This is a genomic window from Anaerovibrio lipolyticus (assembly GCF_021531495.1).
Lineage (GTDB): Bacteria > Bacillota > Negativicutes > Selenomonadales > Selenomonadaceae > Anaerovibrio.
Genome location: NZ_JADYTY010000004.1, coordinates 1 through 19,690, shown reverse-complemented (window position 1 = coordinate 19,690; position 19,690 = coordinate 1). Strand labels below are relative to the sequence as shown.

The 19,690-nt window shown below is 45.1% G+C and carries 15 protein-coding genes; all 15 read right to left on the bottom strand.

All coding sequences use genetic code 11. The features are described 5' to 3' along the window. Positions 1-19: 19 nt before the first annotated feature. A complete protein-coding gene (locus I6E26_RS02845; protein WP_235320325.1) occupies positions 20-955 on the bottom strand; it encodes a D-alanine--D-alanine ligase family protein in 936 nt (311 codons plus the stop codon). A 31-nt stretch (positions 956-986) separates the two neighbouring features. Next, complete coding sequence (gene murC / locus I6E26_RS02840) at positions 987-2,357, bottom strand: UDP-N-acetylmuramate--L-alanine ligase (protein ID WP_235320324.1); 1,371 nt, start codon at positions 2,355-2,357, stop codon at positions 987-989. A 47-nt stretch (positions 2,358-2,404) separates the two neighbouring features. Further along, on the bottom strand, positions 2,405-3,526 hold the full coding sequence (gene murG, locus I6E26_RS02835) for an undecaprenyldiphospho-muramoylpentapeptide beta-N-acetylglucosaminyltransferase (protein WP_235320323.1): 1,122 nt from the start codon (positions 3,524-3,526) through the stop codon (positions 2,405-2,407). A gap of 35 nt (positions 3,527-3,561) precedes the next feature. Further along, positions 3,562-4,932 carry a UDP-N-acetylmuramoyl-L-alanine--D-glutamate ligase gene (murD, locus tag I6E26_RS02830; protein ID WP_235320398.1) on the bottom strand — a complete coding sequence of 457 codons (1,371 nt, stop codon included), beginning with the start codon at positions 4,930-4,932 and terminating at the stop codon, positions 3,562-3,564. 22 nt (positions 4,933-4,954) lie between these two features. Beyond that, positions 4,955-5,908, bottom strand: a complete 954-nt coding sequence (mraY, locus tag I6E26_RS02825; RefSeq protein WP_419179901.1) for a phospho-N-acetylmuramoyl-pentapeptide-transferase — start codon at positions 5,906-5,908, stop codon at positions 4,955-4,957. Between the two features lie 59 nt (positions 5,909-5,967). Next, the gene (locus I6E26_RS02820; protein ID WP_235320322.1) at positions 5,968-7,353 is read right to left on the bottom strand and encodes a UDP-N-acetylmuramoyl-tripeptide--D-alanyl-D-alanine ligase; all 1,386 of its coding nucleotides are present in this window, start codon (positions 7,351-7,353) and stop codon (positions 5,968-5,970) included. An 8-nt stretch (positions 7,354-7,361) separates the two neighbouring features. Next, a complete protein-coding gene (locus tag I6E26_RS02815) occupies positions 7,362-8,858 on the bottom strand; it encodes a UDP-N-acetylmuramoyl-L-alanyl-D-glutamate--2,6-diaminopimelate ligase (protein ID WP_235320321.1) in 1,497 nt (498 codons plus the stop codon). A gap of 173 nt (positions 8,859-9,031) precedes the next feature. Next, positions 9,032-9,406: a cell division protein FtsL gene (locus I6E26_RS02810; RefSeq protein ID WP_235320320.1), complete on the bottom strand. Its 375-nt coding sequence runs from the start codon at positions 9,404-9,406 to the stop codon at positions 9,032-9,034. Between the two features lie 92 nt (positions 9,407-9,498). Then, positions 9,499-10,434, bottom strand: a complete 936-nt coding sequence (gene rsmH, locus I6E26_RS02805; protein ID WP_235320319.1) for a 16S rRNA (cytosine(1402)-N(4))-methyltransferase RsmH — start codon at positions 10,432-10,434, stop codon at positions 9,499-9,501. Between the two features lie 14 nt (positions 10,435-10,448). Beyond that, on the bottom strand, positions 10,449-10,880 hold the full coding sequence (gene mraZ / locus I6E26_RS02800) for a division/cell wall cluster transcriptional repressor MraZ (RefSeq protein WP_235320318.1): 432 nt from the start codon (positions 10,878-10,880) through the stop codon (positions 10,449-10,451). 697 nt (positions 10,881-11,577) lie between these two features. Beyond that, positions 11,578-13,638 carry a methyl-accepting chemotaxis protein gene (locus tag I6E26_RS02795; RefSeq protein ID WP_235320317.1) on the bottom strand — a complete coding sequence of 687 codons (2,061 nt, stop codon included), beginning with the start codon at positions 13,636-13,638 and terminating at the stop codon, positions 11,578-11,580. Between the two features lie 153 nt (positions 13,639-13,791). Next, the gene (locus I6E26_RS02790; RefSeq protein WP_235320316.1) at positions 13,792-13,998 is read right to left on the bottom strand and encodes a hypothetical protein; all 207 of its coding nucleotides are present in this window, start codon (positions 13,996-13,998) and stop codon (positions 13,792-13,794) included. A gap of 339 nt (positions 13,999-14,337) precedes the next feature. Next, the gene (locus I6E26_RS02785; protein WP_235320315.1) at positions 14,338-18,000 is read right to left on the bottom strand and encodes an autotransporter outer membrane beta-barrel domain-containing protein; all 3,663 of its coding nucleotides are present in this window, start codon (positions 17,998-18,000) and stop codon (positions 14,338-14,340) included. Positions 18,001-18,336: 336 nt separating this feature from the next. Next, positions 18,337-18,513, bottom strand: a complete 177-nt coding sequence (locus I6E26_RS02780; RefSeq protein ID WP_235320314.1) for a hypothetical protein — start codon at positions 18,511-18,513, stop codon at positions 18,337-18,339. Between the two features lie 142 nt (positions 18,514-18,655). Beyond that, positions 18,656-19,363: a hypothetical protein gene (locus tag I6E26_RS02775; RefSeq protein ID WP_235320313.1), complete on the bottom strand. Its 708-nt coding sequence runs from the start codon at positions 19,361-19,363 to the stop codon at positions 18,656-18,658. Positions 19,364-19,690 lie beyond the last annotated feature (327 nt).

Here is a 19,690-nt window from a genome sequence, read left to right as displayed (position 1 = left end):
CATCCTTATATTTATTAATTTAGTCCCGATAGCCTGCCATAGCCAAAATTTTGGCACACAAATCTGGGAACTGAATCCCGGCAGCTCGCCCTGCATCTGGCACCAAAGAGGTTTCTGTCATACCTGGCACTGTATTGATTTCAATGGCATAAGGCTCATTCAGCTCATCCAGCATAAAATCCACTCTAGCCATGCCTACACAGCCACACACTGCAAAGGCTCTGATTGCTATATTCTCAACAGCCTTGCTAACCTCTGCTGGCAAAGGTGCGGGAATAATGTGGGCAGAAGCTCCTGCTTTATATTTAGTTTCATAATCATAGCGACCAGTAACGGTAGTAATCTCAATAATAGGCAAAGCTTCCTGATGCTCCTCATTGCCCCAGACTGCCACTGTCAGCTCCCGACCTTTGATAAATTCCTCTACCAGAATCTCATGGTCATACTTGAATGCTTCCTCCAAGGCTGCCTTCAGCTCCTCTGGCTGTTCTACAATTACCACGCCAATGCTGGAGCCCTGAGATGAGGCCTTGACTACCACTGGTACACCAAATTCCTCAATAATCTCCTGAGCCAGATTCCGCTTGCTGTATTCAAAACGGAAATAGGTGTGAGCTCTAGGAGTTGGAATCCCCTCAGCCATAAAAAATCTCTTGGTAGCTACCTTGTCCATAGTAACAGCTGCCGCCATAACTCCAGAGCTGGTATAAGGAATGCCCATCATATCCAAAGTACCCTGAATAATGCCATCCTCGCCGTATTTACCGTGAAGCGCATTAAAGACAAAATCTGCTCCACTAGCCTTTATCTGCTGTGGGAAATTAGGTGGATCCAGCTCCAATGCCTCTGCCTGATATCCCTTCTCCAGCAAGGCATGCAAAATAGCCTTGCCGCTGCGGCGAGAAACCTCTGCCTCTGTAGATGGTCCCCCCATTACAACTACTATCTTCTTCATAAAATATCTCCTGCCATATAGCTCTAATTTATTATTTATTTAATAATTCAACCAATTCCTCGCCAGATTTCACAATATCCCCAGCGCCCATGGTCATAATCAAATCCCCTGGCTGAGTAATGGACTGCAAATAGCCAGCAATCTCCTTTTTATCCTGAATATAAACAGGCTTCTTGCCAGTCTGCTCCACAACCTCTTTAACCAGCAGCTCACCGTCAATCCCTGGAATAGGATCTTCTCCTGCAGAATAAACATCTGTCAAAATCAGAATGTCTGCCTCCTGGAAGCAGCTGCCATATTCCTTCTGTAACAGCTGAGTACGGCTATAGCGATGAGGCTGGAAGGCACAGATTAATCTGCCTGGCTTGGTCTGGCGGGCAGCCTTCAAAGTGGTAGCAATCTCAGTTGGATGATGTGCATAATCATCCACTATCCAAATGCCATTAATCCGGCCCTTAGTCTGGAAACGGCGCTTGGCTCCGTGGAACATAGAAAGCCCCTCTGCCATAGCAGGTACAGTCTGCCCCAGCTCCACACCGGTAACAATAGCAGCCATAGCATTCAAAACATTATGTCTGCCAGGCACATGCAAGCGAACCTGTCCCATATTCTCGCCCTTGTGAACTACCTCAAAAACAGTGCCATCTGTATCGGTCTGAATATTAACAGCCTGATAATCAGCCTCATGGTCAATGGCATAGGAAATACATCTAGTCTTTACATTCTTGACAATGTTTCTAATGTTCTCATTGTCAAAGCAAACTACGCCAAAGCCCTCTGGACGCACCTGGTTCAAGAACTGGGTAAAGGCCTTGATAATATTCTCCATAGTGCCATAATGATCCAAATGGTCATCCTCTACATTGGTTACAATGCCTACATAAGGATAATATTTCAGGAAAGTGCCGTCACTTTCATCAGCCTCAGATACCAGATAATCACTTTTGCCCAATCTGGCATTGCTGCCCAGATAATCTACCTCGCCGCCAATGATAATACTAGGAGATACTCCCTCGTAATCCAAGGCTACCCCTAGCATGGAGGTAGTTGTGGTTTTACCATGAGCACCTGCTACAGCAATGCCCTTGGAATTATTAATCAAGAAAGCATTTACATCTGAGCGATGCAGCTTTTTCAGTCCCAGACGAGCTGCCTCTACCACCTCTGGATTGGTATCCCGAATAGCAGTAGAAACCACAATAGCCTCTGCCCCCTGTACATTTTCGGCTTTCTGACCAATATATATCTTGGCCCCCAGCTTAGCCAGCACCTCGGTCATGGCTGATTCCTTAACATCAGAGCCAGAAACCTCATAGCCCTTCTCTGCCAAAATTTTGGCCAAAGCACTCATACCTGCTCCGCCAATACCTACAAAATGTATTTTTTTCAGTCCTGTTAACAAAAGAAATCTTCCCTTCTGCTCTATATACTATTTGCTTGTCAACATTCCTAGCAGTTCTGCCTGCCACGAGCCAGTTCAATAATCAGCTCGCTAATGGTATCTGCTGCCTCCGGTCTGCCCAATTTGGCGCTGGCCTTTGCCATTGCCTGTAATTTCTCAGGCTTGCCAATCAGCTCATCAATAGCCTGAATAAGTCCCTGGGCTGTCAAATCCTTGTTCAATATAACTCTGGCAGCACCAGCCTTTTCCACAGCTCTGGCATTGTGCTCCTGATGATTTTCAGCTGCATAAGGATAAGGAACCAGAATAGCTGGTATTCCCTTGGCCGTTAATTCTGCCAGTCCAGTAGCCCCTGCCCGGAAAATAGCTAAATCAGCTATAGCCATAGCCTGAGGCATATTGTAGAGATAAGGCTTCACCTTGATATTATCTGCCTGCTGTAAATCCAGTCCAGCTGCAGAGATTCTGCTTATAATATCTTCATATTCACCCTTGCCAGTGGCATGAAGTATCTGCACATCTCTACGGCCTGCATAATGCTTCAACACCTCTACCATAGCACGATTAATGGTTCTGGCACCACGACTGCCACCAGATACTAAAATAGTTGTGGTGCCTGGATGCAGATCAAAAGCCTCATAATCAGCCTCCTGCCGCTGTGCCATAACCTCCTGACGAATAGGATTTCCCGTAAATACCACCTTGTTAGCAGGAAACGCTCCATTGGCCTCCTGATAGCCAGTGGCTATTTTATTCACAAATTTAGAAAGGATTTTGTTGGTAATACCGGGAATAACATTCTGCTCCTGTATCAAGGATGGTATTCCCAACAGGCTGGCAGCCATTAACACCGGACCACATACATAACCTCCAGTGCCCACAACCACATCTGGCTGGAATTTTCGCACAATTCCCATAGCCTTGCCCACGCCCTTGATAGCTCTGGCCGCCCTAAGCAGGTTTTCAGGACTAAGGCTGCGCTTAAATCCCTGCAAATCTACTGTAGCAAAGGGGATACCCTCCTTGGGAATAATATCTGCTTCCAGACCAGCATGGGTGCCTACATAAAGCACCTCCAGCTTATCTACCTTTTGTTGTAATGTACGAATCAAGGTAAGGGCTGGATAAATATGTCCTCCAGTTCCCCCACCTGAAACTATTATCTTCATAGCTTTCAATAACCTACCTCTTGCTTATCGTGACCTTAATTCTCCAGAGCCCTTACCAATGCCTTGAAATCCCGTCCTCTGGCCTCATAGCCATCATACATATCGAAGCTGGCGCAGGCTGGAGAAAGAAGCACAGTCTGAGGTGGTCCTGCAATGGCATGAGCTTTCTTAACAGCCTCCTCCATAGAGTAGCCTACCTCATGAATATGCTCTGCAGGATAACCCAGCTTCAAAGCATTTTCCTTGAAACGAGCTGAGGCATCACCTACCAGAATCAGCTCATCTACCCGTTCCTTGACCAAGGTCATGAAATCAGTAAGATCTGTCATTTTGTCATCGCCACCAGCAATCAGCACAATATGTCCATCAAAGCTTTCCAAAGCCTTAATGGCAGAATCAGTGTTAGTAGCCTTGGAGTCATTGTAATAAGCTACGCCGCCAATAACAGCTACAGGCTCAATACGATGCTCTACGCCGGCAAATTCCTTCAAAACCTCAATAATCTTAGGGATTCTGGCACCACCCAGAAAAGCTGCCGAAGCTGCGGCCAAGGCATTTTCTATATTATGGCCGCCCTTGATTTTCAACTCGTCAGCACGACAAAGACGACAGGTCTGTCCCTGCCACTGAATCGTTAACCAACCATCCTGCAGGAAAGCACCCTCCTCCAGCTTTTCCAAACGACTGAAGAAAAAAACCTGTCCCTTGGCTCTCTTGGCCATATCTCTAGTTTTGTCATTATCATAGTTCAAAACCAGATAATCCTCTGATGTCTGCTGAGCAAACATCTTCTCCTTCATCTGCTGATAAACCTCCAGACTGCCATGACGTACCACATGGTCTGGTGTAACATTCAAAACCACAGCCACATGAGGACGGAAATTGGTAGTAGCCTCCATCTGATAGCTGGAAATCTCTGCCACCACGCAGCTTTGTTCTCCAGCCTTCAAAGCCTCCTCACAAAGAGGCACACCAATATTGCCGCCTACGCCAGCATCAGGATATCTGGTCTTCATCAATTCTCCCAGCAGGGTAACAGTTGTAGTTTTGCCATTAGTACCGGTAACAGCAAGAATAGGAGATTTGGCCAACTCATAGGCCACCTGCACCTCGCTAACAACAGGAATCTCTCTTTTGTAGGCTTCCTGCACCAAAGGAATCCGTACTGGTACAGCTGGAGAGAGAATAACCATATCCACATTGTCCAGCAAAGTGTTTTCCTGAGGACCAAAAACCAATTCCACACCAGTGGCTCTCACATCAGTTAAATCATATTTCAAATCCTGCTCAGCCTTGGCATCGCTAAGTACAACCTTATCTGCACCCTGCATTTTTGCTACCTTGGCTACAGCGTTGCCACTAATACCTACACCTACAACCAGTACATTCTTATGAGAAAAATCCATCATTTTGCCAGATCCTTTCTACTTACCCTATCTTGAAAAGAATTAATCCTGCCAAGCCACCTAAAAGGCCTACCAGCCAAAAGGTTCTTACCACTCTAGTCTCTGACCACCCCTTCAACTCAAAGTGATGGTGAATCGGACTCATAAGGAAAACCCTTTTGCCAGTTGTCTTAAAGGAGATAACCTGTATAATAACCGACATGGCCTCACACACAAAGATAATGCCAATAATGGCCAACAACACCTCGGTATGTGTAAGAATACCAATGGCTGCCAAGGCACCGCCCAAAGCCAGGGAACCGGTGTCACCCATAAATATCTTAGCTGGATGGTAATTATATTTCAAAAAGCCCAGACAAGCACCTACCATAGCAGCACAGAAAACAGCCAGCTCAAGCTTGCCCAGCCAAAGGCAAATCATCATATAGGCTAAGGAGGCTGCTATAACGGTACCAGAAGCCAAACCATCCAATCCATCTGTAAGATTTACCGCATTACTGGTTCCCACCAGAACAAACAGCAGTAAAGCATAAAAGCCATAGCCTAAATCTATATTGCCAGCAAAGGGAACCCACAAATCTGTAGGCAACCCGGCAAAGTAAGCTGTCAAAAGGGCAATGATAATCTGTCCCAACAGCTTTTGCTTGGCCTTCAAGCCCAGATTCTGTTTCTTGACTACCTTGATGTAATCATCCAAAAAGCCCAGCGCAAAATGTCCCAGCATAATCAGCAGTGCCAAGCCCAGCTCCAAAGTAAGAGGGCAAATAACCAGCACCGTAATGGCTATGGACAAAATAATCATTATACCACCCATAGTAGGGGTACCACTTTTGACCTGATGGCTCTTAGGGCCTTCCTCTCTAATGCTCTGCCCGAATTTCAGCTTGTGCAGCTCCGGTATCAAGCGAGGTGCTGCTGCTGTTACTAAGCCAGCCGCCAGAATTACCGCTGCCAAGGGATAGGTAAACATCTCCATAAAATATATAATCCTCCCTACATTATAACCAAAATCGTCATTATCCTATTTTGACGAAATCAGATAAGGTCAATAATCTTCTCCATAGCCATACCGCGAGAGCCCTTAAAGAGTACAGTATCTCCAGGCTTCAACAAAGCCTTCAACCTATCAGCAGCCTGCTGATGAGTATCGCAGGCATATACCTGCTTCAGACCTGCTTCCTTGGCTCCAGCTGCAATTTCTCGTCCCATTTCTCCCAAGGTAATAACACAGGAAACCCCAGCCTCAGCAGCCTGCTGGCCTACCTTGCGATGGGCAGCCACAGCCACATGGCCCAGCTCCAGCATATCCCCCAGCACAGCAATGGCCCGCTTTCCCTTGCTCACGGTCGCCTGGTGCAGGGTGGACAAGGAAGCCTCCATAGACATAGGGCTGGCATTGTAGGCATCATTAATAATATTGTAATCTCCCAGCTTGCGGCACTCAAAGCGCATACCAGTCATATGAAGCTCAGACAGACCTCTAGCTATCTCCTGAGGCTCCAGCCCCAGACAATAGCCTGCTGCCACTGCCGCCAAAGCATTGGATACATTGTGCTTGCCTAACATAGGAATAGTCATCTGACACAAAGGACCATCATTCCCTATGCGACATTGAAATGTAGTGTTGTTATCATTGCTTACCAAATTGTCAGCCTTAATATCAGCATTCTTATCAATACCAAAGGTAATTACTTTTACTCCCTGGGCAGCCTTATCCTTCATGGCAGCTGTATATGGATTGTCATTATTCAAAATAACAGTGCCACCAGATGGAATAGCCTCTACCAGCTCAGACTTGGCCTTGGCAATATTCTCAATGGAGCCCAAAAGCTCAATATGGGTTTCACCTACATTGGTAACAATACCAATGGAAGGTGCTGCAAAGGGAGCCAAAGCGCTAATCTGATTCAAGCCACGCATACCTATCTCCACCACTGCTGCCTGATGCAGATCGTTAAGCTGCAGCAAGGTATAAGGCAAGCCTATTTCGTTATTGAAATTAGCCTGTGTCTTTAATACTGGAAACTTGGCTGACAGCACAGAAGCTGTCATATCCTTGGTGGTGGTTTTGCCGTTAGAGCCTGTAATAGCAATCACTGGAATCTGAAATTTCTGCCGCCAGAAGCCTGCCAGCTGCTGATAAGCCAGCTGAGTATCACTAACAGCCTGAATAATCGTGGCAGGCAAATCCATAGGCCCATGATAGGCAGAGCTAACCAGCACTCCGGCTGCTCCTGCCTCTACAGCCTTGGCTGCAAAATCCTCACCGTTAAATCTTTCTCCCTTTAGAGCCACAAACAGGGCTCCAGGGGTAATCTTTCTAGTATCGGTGGTAATATTATCAAATTTATCTCCCTGCTTCTGTAGAACCTTAGCCTGAGGCAAGGCCTGCAGCACTTCTGTCAGAGTAAATTCTGCCATAAAATATCTTACTCTCCTTTGTGGGACTGAATAGCCTCCAAGGCTACTTCCTTATCATCAAAATGAATGGTCTTGTCATGAAGAATCTGATAATTCTCATGACCCTTGCCGGCAATAATCACAATATCGTCCTTTTCAGCCAGCTCCACAGCTCTAAAAATAGCCTGACGACGGTCAATAATATATTCATGTGGCTTGCTGCCAATGGATTCCTCTACCCCGGCTTTAACCATATCAAGGATTATCTGGGGATCCTCACTGCGAGGATTATCAGAGGTAGCCACCACATAATCAGACATCTTAGCGGCAATCCGTCCCATAATAGGCCGTTTGGTATTGTCTCTATCACCACCACAGCCAAATACGGTAATAATCCGCCTCTTAGCTATCTGTCGGGCAGTTTCCAGAATATTTTCCAAGCCATCCGGAGTATGGGCATAATCCACAATAACAGCAAAATCCTGTCCTCCCCGTACCAGCTCAAAACGGCCAGGTACAGAAGCAAATTCTTCCATACAGCTCTTGATAACAGGGCCAGGAACTCCCTCAGCCAAAGCTGCACCTACTGCTGCCATTACATTATAAACATTGAAGATGCCAGTAATCTGCAGCTTCAATGGCAAATGTCCCTCGCCAATCTTTATATCAAACTGAGCACCACTGGCCAAAACCTGTATGTTTTCAGCTTGCAGGGTTGCTTCCCTGTTAATGGCATAGGTAATATGACGGCATTTGCTATGGGCCAGCATATCCTGTCCAGCAGCATCATCAATGTTCACCACAGCGGTTTTGCCATTTTTGATACCTGGCTGAGAAACCAGATCAAAGAGAATGGTCTTGGCCTTTTTGTAATTTTCCAAGGTTTTGTGATAATCCAAATGATCCTGGGTAAGATTAGTAAAGACAGCTGTGTCAAATTCAATCCCAGCTACCCGATTCTGGTCTAAGGCGTGACTGGAAACCTCCATAACCACATAATCCATATTGGCTTCCCGCATCATAGCCAGGGTACGCTGCAAATCCACCACATCAGGAGTAGTATTATGAATAGGCAGTACCTGATCCTCAATCATAATCTGAATAGTACCAATTAATCCTACACGACAGCCCATACGTCGCAACATAGCCCGTACCATATAACTGATGGAGGTTTTGCCGTTAGTACCGGTAATACCGATAACTCTCATACTGCGAGCTGGATAATCATGAAAAAATGGCACCACAGCCTGCAAGGCCTTTTTCAAATCTGGCACCTGCAGCACAGTTAACCCCTCAGCCTCCTCTGACTGCAGCTTACGCTGGGTTACAATAGCCACTGCACCCTTTTCCTTGGCCTGAGGAATAAATTTATGTCCATCTACATGAACTCCCTCCATGCAGACAAAAAGAGCACCTTGAGTTATTTTTCTGGAATCATGCTCAATATCTTCAATGGTCAAATCCTTATCGCCATTAATAACGGCCCCTTCTACCAAAGTGGCCAATTCTGCCAATGTTTTTGCCATATTACTTCCTCCATAATGGATATATTAAATCTTAACTTATTTATTATACACTATTTTATTAGCCTGTGTAGATTTTTTTGCCCACAGACAAAAATTCCAGCAGCAAAAAATAAAAAGCCGGGCAATACATGCAGCTGCATATATCATCCGGCTCATCATGAGTCCATATAAATTTATTTGCCTTCGGCAAAATATACCTGATCTGCCACCGTCATGCCTAAACGCTGTTGAGCTATAGCCTTTATACGTTGAGGACTTTTCATCTGGGCATTGCTGATTTTTAGCTGGGAATTTTCTAGCTCCAGCTTTGCCGCCTCTGTACGTATATTCACAATCTCAATCCCCTTGGAGGCAATTACACTGGCTTCAAAGGTAATTATACCTGCCACAGCCGTAATCAGCAAAAGCAATATTACCGCTTTACCACGGAGGTTGCTGCGCCGTACTGCTCTACGGCGATTCTCTTGGTTATTTAAATAATCCTCATGGGTTTTTATTTGCTGAGGAAGTACATCATACTCCTCCTCAGCCAACTTATGTGCCAGCACAGGACAACCCCCTTTCCTTCATCATGTTCAAGGTTCAATCACAACCCTTTATCCCTAATCCATACCCAAAAATAAATCTATAGACAATAAATTTATAGCTTTTCAGCTATGCGAAGCTTAGCGCTCTTGGAACGGGAATTGTGCTCCAGCTCCTCCTTGGAAGCAGTTGTCCCCTTTACCAATAGCTTTATCTCCGGCTTGTGTCCACAGGTACATATAGGCAGCTCCGGCGGACAAATACAGCCCTTTGCCATTTCCCGCAAAACATTCTTGGCAATCCTATCCTCCAAAGAATGGAATGTAATAATGGCAATACGGCCTCCTGGCTTCAAATGAGCCACAGCTGTACGAAAAGCATTTTCCAGAATCCCTAACTCGTCATTTACCTCAATGCGAATGGCCTGAAAAATCCGCTTGGCAGGATGACCCCCCTTGGCATTACGCACCGCTGCCGGCACAGCCTTTTTGATGATATCCACAAGTTCCCCTGTGGTTTCTACAGGAGCATTTTTTCTTGCCTCCACTATAAACTGAGCAATCCGCTTGGACCAACGTTCCTCGCCATATTCCTTAAAAATACGGTTCAATTCAGCCTCGTCATAGCTGTTTACCACATCATAGGCACTTAACCTTGCCTGCTGATCCATACGCATATCCAGAGGCGCATCCTGCATATAGGAAAAACCTCTCTCAGCTGTATCCAGCTGGTGAGAGGAAACGCCCAAATCAAATAACACACCATCAACCTGCTGAGCAGACTGCTCCTGCAAAACCTGCTCCAGATTGCGGAAATTGTTCTGGACAATTGATACCTGACAGTGACAATCCTGCAGCCGCTCTGTTGCTGCTGCAATAGCTGACTCATCCTGATCAATACCAATAAGTCGTCCCTTTTCGCTTAGCATATCGGCAATTAGATGGGAATGGCCAGCCCCGCCCAGAGTACAATCCACATAGATACCATCCCGATTAGTTACCAAGCCAGAAACAGTCTCCTGAGGCATTACACTAATATGATGAAAATTCATGGACACACTCCTTGTTATATTCCCAAATCTACCAGATTCTCAGCAATGGAGGATACAGAAGGATTAATCTCCTCATTATACCTATTCCATTCCTCTCGGCTCCACAGCTCAATTCGGCTGGATATGCCTATTAACACTACATCCTTTTGCAGCTTGGCATGAGCCCGCAGGGCTGCTGGCACCAAAAATCTGCCTTGTTTATCACACTCTAACTGTCTAGCCCCTGAGAAGAAGAATCTTACAAAGGCTCTAGCCTCTGCCTTGGCTAAAGGCAGCTGCTTTAATTTGGTGGAAAGATTTTCCCATTCAGTCATGGTATAGATAAAAAGACAGCTATCCAACCCCTTAGTGATAATGAAGCTTTCGCCTAATTCTGAGCGAAAATCTGCTGGCAGAATTACTCTGCCCTTGGCATCAATTGTATGCATATATTCGCCCATCAGCATATTACTTCACCACCCCACCTACATATTTTACCACATCCCCCCACTTTGTGCCACTTTTTATGAGTTTTTCCTAATACAATTCACAATATAGTAAAAAATGAGAAAATACACCTAGAAAAATCCATAATAAAAAGGGTATCCGATAACAAATTGCTATCAGATACCCTCTTATTTTACTTCCAGCTAAAACTTACTGAAAGTTGTGGTTTTTATGGTGCGCTCGGTCAGAGCATACCAAAAGTCACAGCTTTGGTGTTTGATATAACTTACGCTCCAGCACTTTACAACTTTTTAAAAAAATAAAAATCGCGTAAACCAATCCTGATATATAGTGAGTTTAGACACAACCACAAAATCAAGAGGTTTACGCGATGGACCCATTATACAACGAAAATCATATTTGGGGTAGACTTTTTAGAAAATTTATGGATTTACTTCCACAAGCAACCAAGCCAACAAAGAAATTGCTTGCTTTGTTCTTAATAGGACAACTATGCACAGAACATTTCACATCTGTTCGTAATTTGCATAAAACTTTTTTGTCGAGCGTATGTGATAAAAAACTCAATAGTTACTATCACGCACTTTCAAATGATAAGATTGCAAACACACAAATTCGACAAATATATCATCATGGAGTTCTTGGCAGCTATGGGCTGGAATCAGGGTTATGCAGCAGAAAAGTTGTAAAGTGCTATTAAATTTTAAACCTGCCAATCATGCCCTGCAAATCCTGAGCCAGTCCCGCCAGGCTTTGGGAGGCGGAGGTAATATCCGCCTGTGAATTTTGCTGGCTGCTGACAGACACGGATATATTTTCCGCCTCGGTAGCAGTTTCCTCCGCTATATGCTTCAAATCCTCAGATGTACGCAAAACCTCCTGATTACCACGGAAAATCTCATTCATCTTGCTGCAAACATTATCCATTCCCTCAGAAACCTGCTTAATATGCCCTACCAGCTGGGAAAACAGCTCCCCTGTATGATTAATGGCAGCTGTACCGCGCACCACCTCTGTAGTGCTGCTTTTCATGCCCGCCAAAGCCTTTTCTGTGTATTCTGACGAGGTATGAATCAGCTCTGCCACACGTTCAGCAGCCTCCTGTGACTGCTCTGCCAGCTTGCGCACCTCCTCTGCCACCACAGCAAATCCACGCCCCTGCTCTCCTGCCCTGGCAGCCTCAATAGCTGCATTAAGAGCCAGCAGATTGGTCTGGGAAGCGATATTGGAAATAGTCTCTACAATATTGCCAATCTCCTGAGAATGTGCCCCCAGGGCTGCCATAGCGGACTGTGCCTCACCAATCCTGGAATTTACGCTTTCCATCTGCCTGATAGCCTGCTCCACAGCCTCCTTGTTGGCACTCATGGCAGTAATGCTTTCGTTGGTAGCCTCCCTGGTATCTGCAATAACGCTATTGATACCTGCAATGTGATCCCCCATACTCTGCATAGAAGCCACTGCATCAATCACCTGATTTTCCTGCTGCTTGGCACCTGAGCTTACAAGATTGACCACATGAGAGATTTCATTCAGGTGCACAGCAGAATTTTCTGCCGTAGCATACAGCTCCTCACTAGCGGCAGATACCTGCTGGGCCACATTATCCACCTGCTGTATCATCTCCCGGATATTCCCGGCCATTTTCTCCATAGACCTGCCAAGGTCACCAATTTCATCATCCTGGTCATAGAGCATCTGCACATTGAGGTTGCCCTCCGCCATCGTCTGTGCCCCGCCCATGAGCCTGCGTATCGGCGCATCAATCCGCCTGTGGAAAATAGCAATCATCACAACGCAAATCAAAACAATAACTACTAATGACAGCAGTACGCTAATGATAATTGCATTATAAATACTGCCGCTATAATCCGACACCGGTGCAACCGCCACCAGCTTCAGCCCAGTATCGCCAATCGGCACAGCTGCCAAATAGCTGTCTGCTCCCAGTGCGCCGGATTCAAAGGCAGCATCCTCTCCGCTCTGACCAACCGACATAATCCTGTTCCCCAAAGCTGCCAAATCTGCATTGCCATTTTCCTGCAGCTTATCCTTCATATTCATGGCAGCATCCTTGTACGCTACCATCATGCCGCTTTGGGTGACAACAAAGGCGTAGCCATTTTCACCAATTTTGATACTACGGACATAATCCTCCAGCTCCTTCATGCCAATATCAACAGTGACGACACCTTCCACCACGCCATTATGCACAATAGGATAAGAGCTGGACATCATAGAGGTATCTGTTACCGGATCATAGGCAGGCTCATCCCAAAACACCCTGGGTTCCCCTTTTATAGAGGCCTTGTACCAGGCAAACTTAGTGTAATCATATTCATCTGTGGAATAATCCATGGTCTTGACAATATTCCCGCTATCATCCTTATAGAGATATGGGCCAAACCACTTTCCTTGATCCGGCAAAGTATTAGGTGCATACCACAAGCCGCAGCCAAAAACAATCGGATCAGACTCAATCACCTTATGGATATAAGCAAAGGCCAAATCGAAATCATGCTCCGGCTGGGCCGCCATCAAATGCCCCAGGCCCTCTGTCCTGCCTCCTACCACATCCAATCTGTCCTGCAGCTGCTTTGCTTCATAGTCCGCCCTGGCTTTCAGCATATTATACACGCCATCCTCCATATTGGAGGACAGCTGCCTTGCATTGACAAATGTCAAAAGCCCTAAAAGCACCACTGACACTGCGATAATACTAAACACAAATACATTTTTTAAGCTATTTGCTTTCATAAAAAAACCTCCCCTATAGCGTACCCACTCCTCATTGTACAATTTCTACAAAAAACACAAAAATCCTTTTTTTCTAGGACATTTTACATGGGCTGCAAGAAAAAATTATAAAATTAAGCTTATATGCTCAGAAAACTGGCAAAACTAGCAGTCCTAAGGAAAAAAATACATTCCGCCCCAGTTCACCAATCTGGCAAGGGAAGGAGGGCGCACAGCCATTCCGGCAGCCACATTGTCCAGAGCATCTTCGGATAACTCAACCTTGGCTGAACTTGCAGCCTCTTTCTTCAGCATATCGATTACAGCATCAATAGTATCTTTTGAAATGCTGATGCCGTTATCCAGCAAAAATTCTGCCATCTCTGCCGAAGTCTGCTTCTCAGCAAGTACCCTCGCAAATGCTTAATCCTGCCCAATCTTTTCCATGAGCTTATTCATGTTATCAAGTAATTCCTGCTTATTGATTTTCATAATCCAAACATCTCCCATCATATTTTAATTTTTTGTGGTTTTGCTATTTATACGCAAATACTCCTAATTCATTACATACATGGCAAAATTTTTTCATTTTATCGTAGTGCTTATTCGTTACTTTGGCGATATACGTAAGTTTTATTGATTAGTGCAGGGGAGCTATCAGAAAAACTTACATATCTAGCCGAAGTAACAATCAAGCACTACGGCAAACTGAAAATCCCCTTACCACAGCCGTCTGAACTGGATGCTTGCCATGATATCCTTATCATGGGCACCTTTCTGAAAGCCCAGCTCCGTACTCAGCTGCCATCCCGGCTGGAACTCCGTCTCTGCCGCCAGCGAGGTCACGAAATGTGTTCTGTCAATCCGGCTGGACTTGCTGTAGCTTTTTTCCAGCAGCCTGCTGTTATCCTGCTCCTGATAGTCAGCCCCCATCAGTGCCTGACGGATACCCAGACGGAAATTCACGCTGCCCTTCGGCAAAAATCTGGTGAACTCCATGCCTGCCTCTGCCGCTGCATAAGTGTTGTGACCGCCTTCCACGCCATAAGCCTTGATGGAACCCTGCTCCTGATACCCATTATTTTTCATGTAAGAAAGCTGCATGGCACCATAAGGGCTCACCTGCCAGGTCTTGGTCCCCGGAGCGTGGAGGGCATGCTTCCACTCACCGCCGATTTCAGCTATCCAGCCATTGTAGTTGCCCCGCACCATATTGTGGGTACCCAGGGAGTTGATGCTGACCAGCCTGCTGCGCTCACCGTCCAGATAGCCAAGGTCAGCGTAAAACAGCTGGGTATCCGCTCCCTTGTTTATGCCAGTGTAATAGCCGATACGGGTGTCCTGAACATTCTCGCTGCCATCCATATGCCCGTAGCTGGTATCGTTATAAGAAGCAAACCAGCCGTTGCGTTGCTGCTCACCATGCTTCCAGTCATAGCCGACAGTTATGGCACTACCCGTATAATTAGAATCTCCTGCCGTATTACCCCAGTTTTTGGTGAACTTAATCCATGCCGTTTCGTCCTTCTCCTGTGGCAGCATAACAGGGATATCCACCCTCATGCCGTCCCCTTCGTCAAGAGAAGCGCCGCCTATGCTGAGAGTTGCCGGCGCCTGGCCGAAGGCAGTGGCAAGCCTTGAGGAAAGCACCCGGTTGTTCAAGGTAGAGCTCTGGGCAGCCGACACGGCAGCCGTTCCCTGTTCCTTGTTATTTGTACCTATCTCGTTGATAGCCTTTAATGCCTTGGCATCGCTATCCAGGGCATAAAAGGCACGGAGCTCTCCATCTGCCCCCTGCTGGCCAATAAAGGACGCAGCATTTCTGTTCATGGCAGCATAATCTCTCTGCTGCATATCGTTTTCCCCGGCTAGCGAAGCCTTGGCAACAGCCCTTGCCGTCAGATTTTTATTATCTTCTACCACTGCTCCGGAATAATTCAGCAAACCACTTCCCTGCACATCAATATTACCGGCAAGATTGTTCACATTCTTGCCCGACTGCAAAATAGTCACCTTTTCACCAGCTATGCCGTTCTGCACTTCTGCCACAGAGCCGGGCTGCAACTCAACTTCTCCGCTGACTGTAACCTTGCCTCCCTTGCTTCCGGCAAATGCCAGCAGCTTGCCGGAAGACTCCAAATCTCCGTCAATAGCAAAATTCCTGTCGGCAGTCAGGGCACCGATAGTGCCTTTGTTATAAAAGATGCCAGTCTCAGTATCTTCTGCAACCACCATTTTCTCCACAGGTATCTTATTTACCTTGTAGCTTCCGCCCAGCAACGTAGCACCTTGATTGACTTTGACATTGACCACATCGGCACTGCCGTCATGCCTCAGCGTACCGCTATTCACTTTCATTTTCATGTTATCCCTGCCAATGATGTTGCCCTGCATTTCCGTATTGCCGTTGAAATTCAGCTGCGTTACCAAATCCTTATGATACCCATCATAATAAAAATAATCATCAGAGTTGCTGCCATACTGAATTACCAGCTTCTTACCCTGATTCTTATCGTCTCCCCAGCCCCCATCATACAGTCCATTGTCAAAATGCTTCCAGTCAGAGACAATATCCCCTTTTATCCTGGCGCCACCATTCACATTGATATTATTTACAAAAGCATTCTTGGAAATGTACACCGCATGATCCCTGCCGTACAGTTTTCCGTTGACTATCAGGCTGCCCATAGGGCCCGCCAAATCATCTTCACTAATGCTGTCACGCTCAATAACAAAATTAAGCGGAATATTACTACTGCTGGTAATATTGCCATTTTCATCAACATCCCGCTGATACCGCAAATAGGAGCCACGATACTCCTCATTACCTCCCATCGAATTGCTGCCAAAATCAAAGCGCACTCCATCACCGCCAGCCCCGGCAGCCGTTACAGTGCCATCAATGACAACCTTGTTATTGTTGCCATAAGCCACCAGTACGCCACGTCCGTTCTCGCCATCAGCAGACACAGTAACTCCCTGATCCACAGTAATAGTATTACGAACGCCATCAATGCGGATACCGGCACCACCTGTGCCACACGCCAGCAGGTCAGCACTGCCGTCACCTTTCCCCACATCAGTCTGAAGGATATTATTGCCTGAACCGTAAATATGCAGGCCTATACCAAGTGTAGCGGTATTTGCCTTGCCAATTTCATAGGCCGTACCGGCTGCATTACGGGCAAAATATCCCTGCGTATTTTTGAATGGATTGCCATCCGTACCATTTCCATCCGAATAGATGGAACGCCCAAAGAAATTACGCCTGTCAATATCGTAGCCGATATCCTGCATAATCGCCAATTCAGCTTCCATAAGGGCAGTATAAGAACGATAGTTATGATGACTCATCAGGCCGCGGGCAAGGTTTATATGAGAAAAATCAGGACGTCCATTTTCCCAGCCTAAGATAGGAATCCCATCTACGTTCTGAAACTTCTTGACTTTTTCGCCAGTTCCCTCTAATACCTCGCTGACATTTTCCCCCACAAAATAAACTCTGCCAGCTGTTGAAGTAGCAGACAATTCGTCTGCATCCAAATTTTCCACGAAAAATACACCAGCTCCATACGAACTGGATATTTCCTGTCCCTCTGCCGCATCATTTCCCTTTTGGTCTACCAGATGGGAGTCGAAGTTATTGCTCCCCTCCGGCAAATCAGAAAATACATATTTCTTATTTGTATTTCCAGCTTCATTTTCATTTTCATCTTCATCTTTTTTCCCACAAATAATTCCCAGAGCATGGGCAATTTCGTGATATAGTACAACCTGCAAGGAAACTGCACTTTCACTTTGCTGCTGCTGTGTCAATGGCTCATATATCCAGCCATAATAAGCACCATTATTTGCCAGGTTTGCACCTATATTCTTACCTATACTCACATGCCCAAATGCCAATATAGAATTTATGTCACATTCGTTGTTAAATAAATCCAGATCCCCACATTCCAGACCATTCTGAAAGACATCTAAAAAATTATCGGCAGAAATATATGTCTTTATTCCATTTGAATCAACTACCATAGCCGTAGGGCCAGCACTGGCATTTCTCGCTTCATCGTCAGCCCCCACAACGAACAAGCCCGGCTGCTTCATATTTTTTCCGTTTCTGTACAGAATTTCTGCCCACTGTTCGAAAGCATCCCGGATTGATTTTTTCATGGCTGCATTGTAAGAATAATCCAGGTTCCATTGATCAATCTTATTTTCCTCCAGCTTTTCCCGGTCAGCCAAATCAAAATACTGCACCCTGAAAATATCATATCCCCCATAGGAAACAATTTCTTCCTCCATGGCGTAAGCCGGTGCATTAACGGCTGCCAATATTCCCAAGGCAATCATCGACTTTAAAAAACATTTCTTACCGCTCTTTTTCATACCATACCCTCATTTCTCAAAATACCCATTCATTCAAAACAGCATCAGCACTTTACAACTTTTTTGAAAAATAAAAATCGCGTAACCCAATCCTGATATATAGTGAGTTTAGACACAACCACAAAATCAAGAGGTTTACGCGATGGACTCATTATACAACGAAAATCATATTTGGGGTAGACTTTTTAGAAAATTTATGGATTTACTTCCACAAGCAACCAAGCCAACAAAGAAATTGCTTGCTTTGTTCTTAATAGGACAACTATGCACAGAACATTTCACATCTGTTCGTAATTTGCATAAAACTTTTTTGTCGAGCGTATGTGATAAAAAAACTCAATAGTTACTATCACGCACTTTTAATTGCACATAATTAGGTTCCAATGTACTATATACGGCATCATACAGCTGATTCAAATCCATCATATTTTCTGTTTGCTCATCATAGCATAATCCATACAGTGCTCCACCGCCATGATCCAAAAGGATATAACCTACACTGCAATTAAACACAAACAAGACTGCATATACAATCCCCAAAATTCTCAGTCAAATGCTATGCATAAATATTCCCTCCACACAAAGACTATATGACTAAATCACTCCCTCCTATGCTTATAGTTTTGGAGAGTTAGTGATTTTATTTGCTGGACTCTTATTTTATCATTTTGTAGAAATCCTTAAAGAAGGAGGAACATATACGTCCAAACATATTTACTCCGTCATCATTATCACGGTCACGCCATTCCTGGCGGCTATAAATTTCTTCGCCGGTGACTGCATCATGAACATGGAACTCAATTTTCTCATATACCACGCTGCTGTAATAAGCAGGATGTACAACCGGCACCACGATTTCATCCTCAACTTTCACCCAGTTCCCTTTGGAATCCCTGACGTTTTTGTTGACAGTCTTGGTTTCCCAGGTGGTATATTCAGGATGATAGATAGACTTGGTTTCATACTGCAACACCTTGGCATCTATATACACATCGGCATAATCCTTCAAGTTTTTATCAAAAATATCATTGAAGGCCTCCAAATCTTTTTGAGCCAAAATTTCCAAATCCTGCCCCTGAGCCAATGACATCTTGCGTATCACTGCTTCCGGGGTAACTACCGGGATTTTTTCCTGCATTGCTTTTTCTTCATACATGCCGCCTAAAGAACGCTCCCGTACCCCCTCTATATTGGTGTCAGAAAAATCCATATCATAAAGCAGTACATTTTTAATTGCCTTGAAATTGTAATTTTTATCCTTGTACTCAACTTTTTCTGCTGATACAGCTTGCATCATAACCATCAGCAGCAAACACGCCATAAGCACAATTCTAAAACCTTTACCCCAATAACTCTTTTTCATTTTGACCATCCTTTCTTCCGCTGTACACTTATAGTTGTATTATTCTACACCGGGCACAATTTTCCTGCCTTTGAGAAAAGAATTTTAACATCCCACACCAAAAAATTTAAGCAATGTAATAGCATCAGCACTTTACAACTTTTTTGAAAAATAAAAATCGCGTAACCCAATCCTGATATATAGTGAGTTTAGACACAACCACAAAATCAAGAGGTTTACGCGATGGACTCATTATACAACGAAAATCATATTTGGGGTAGACTTTTTAGAAAATTTATGGATTTATTTCCACAAGCAACCAAGCCAACAAAGAAATTGCTTGCTTTG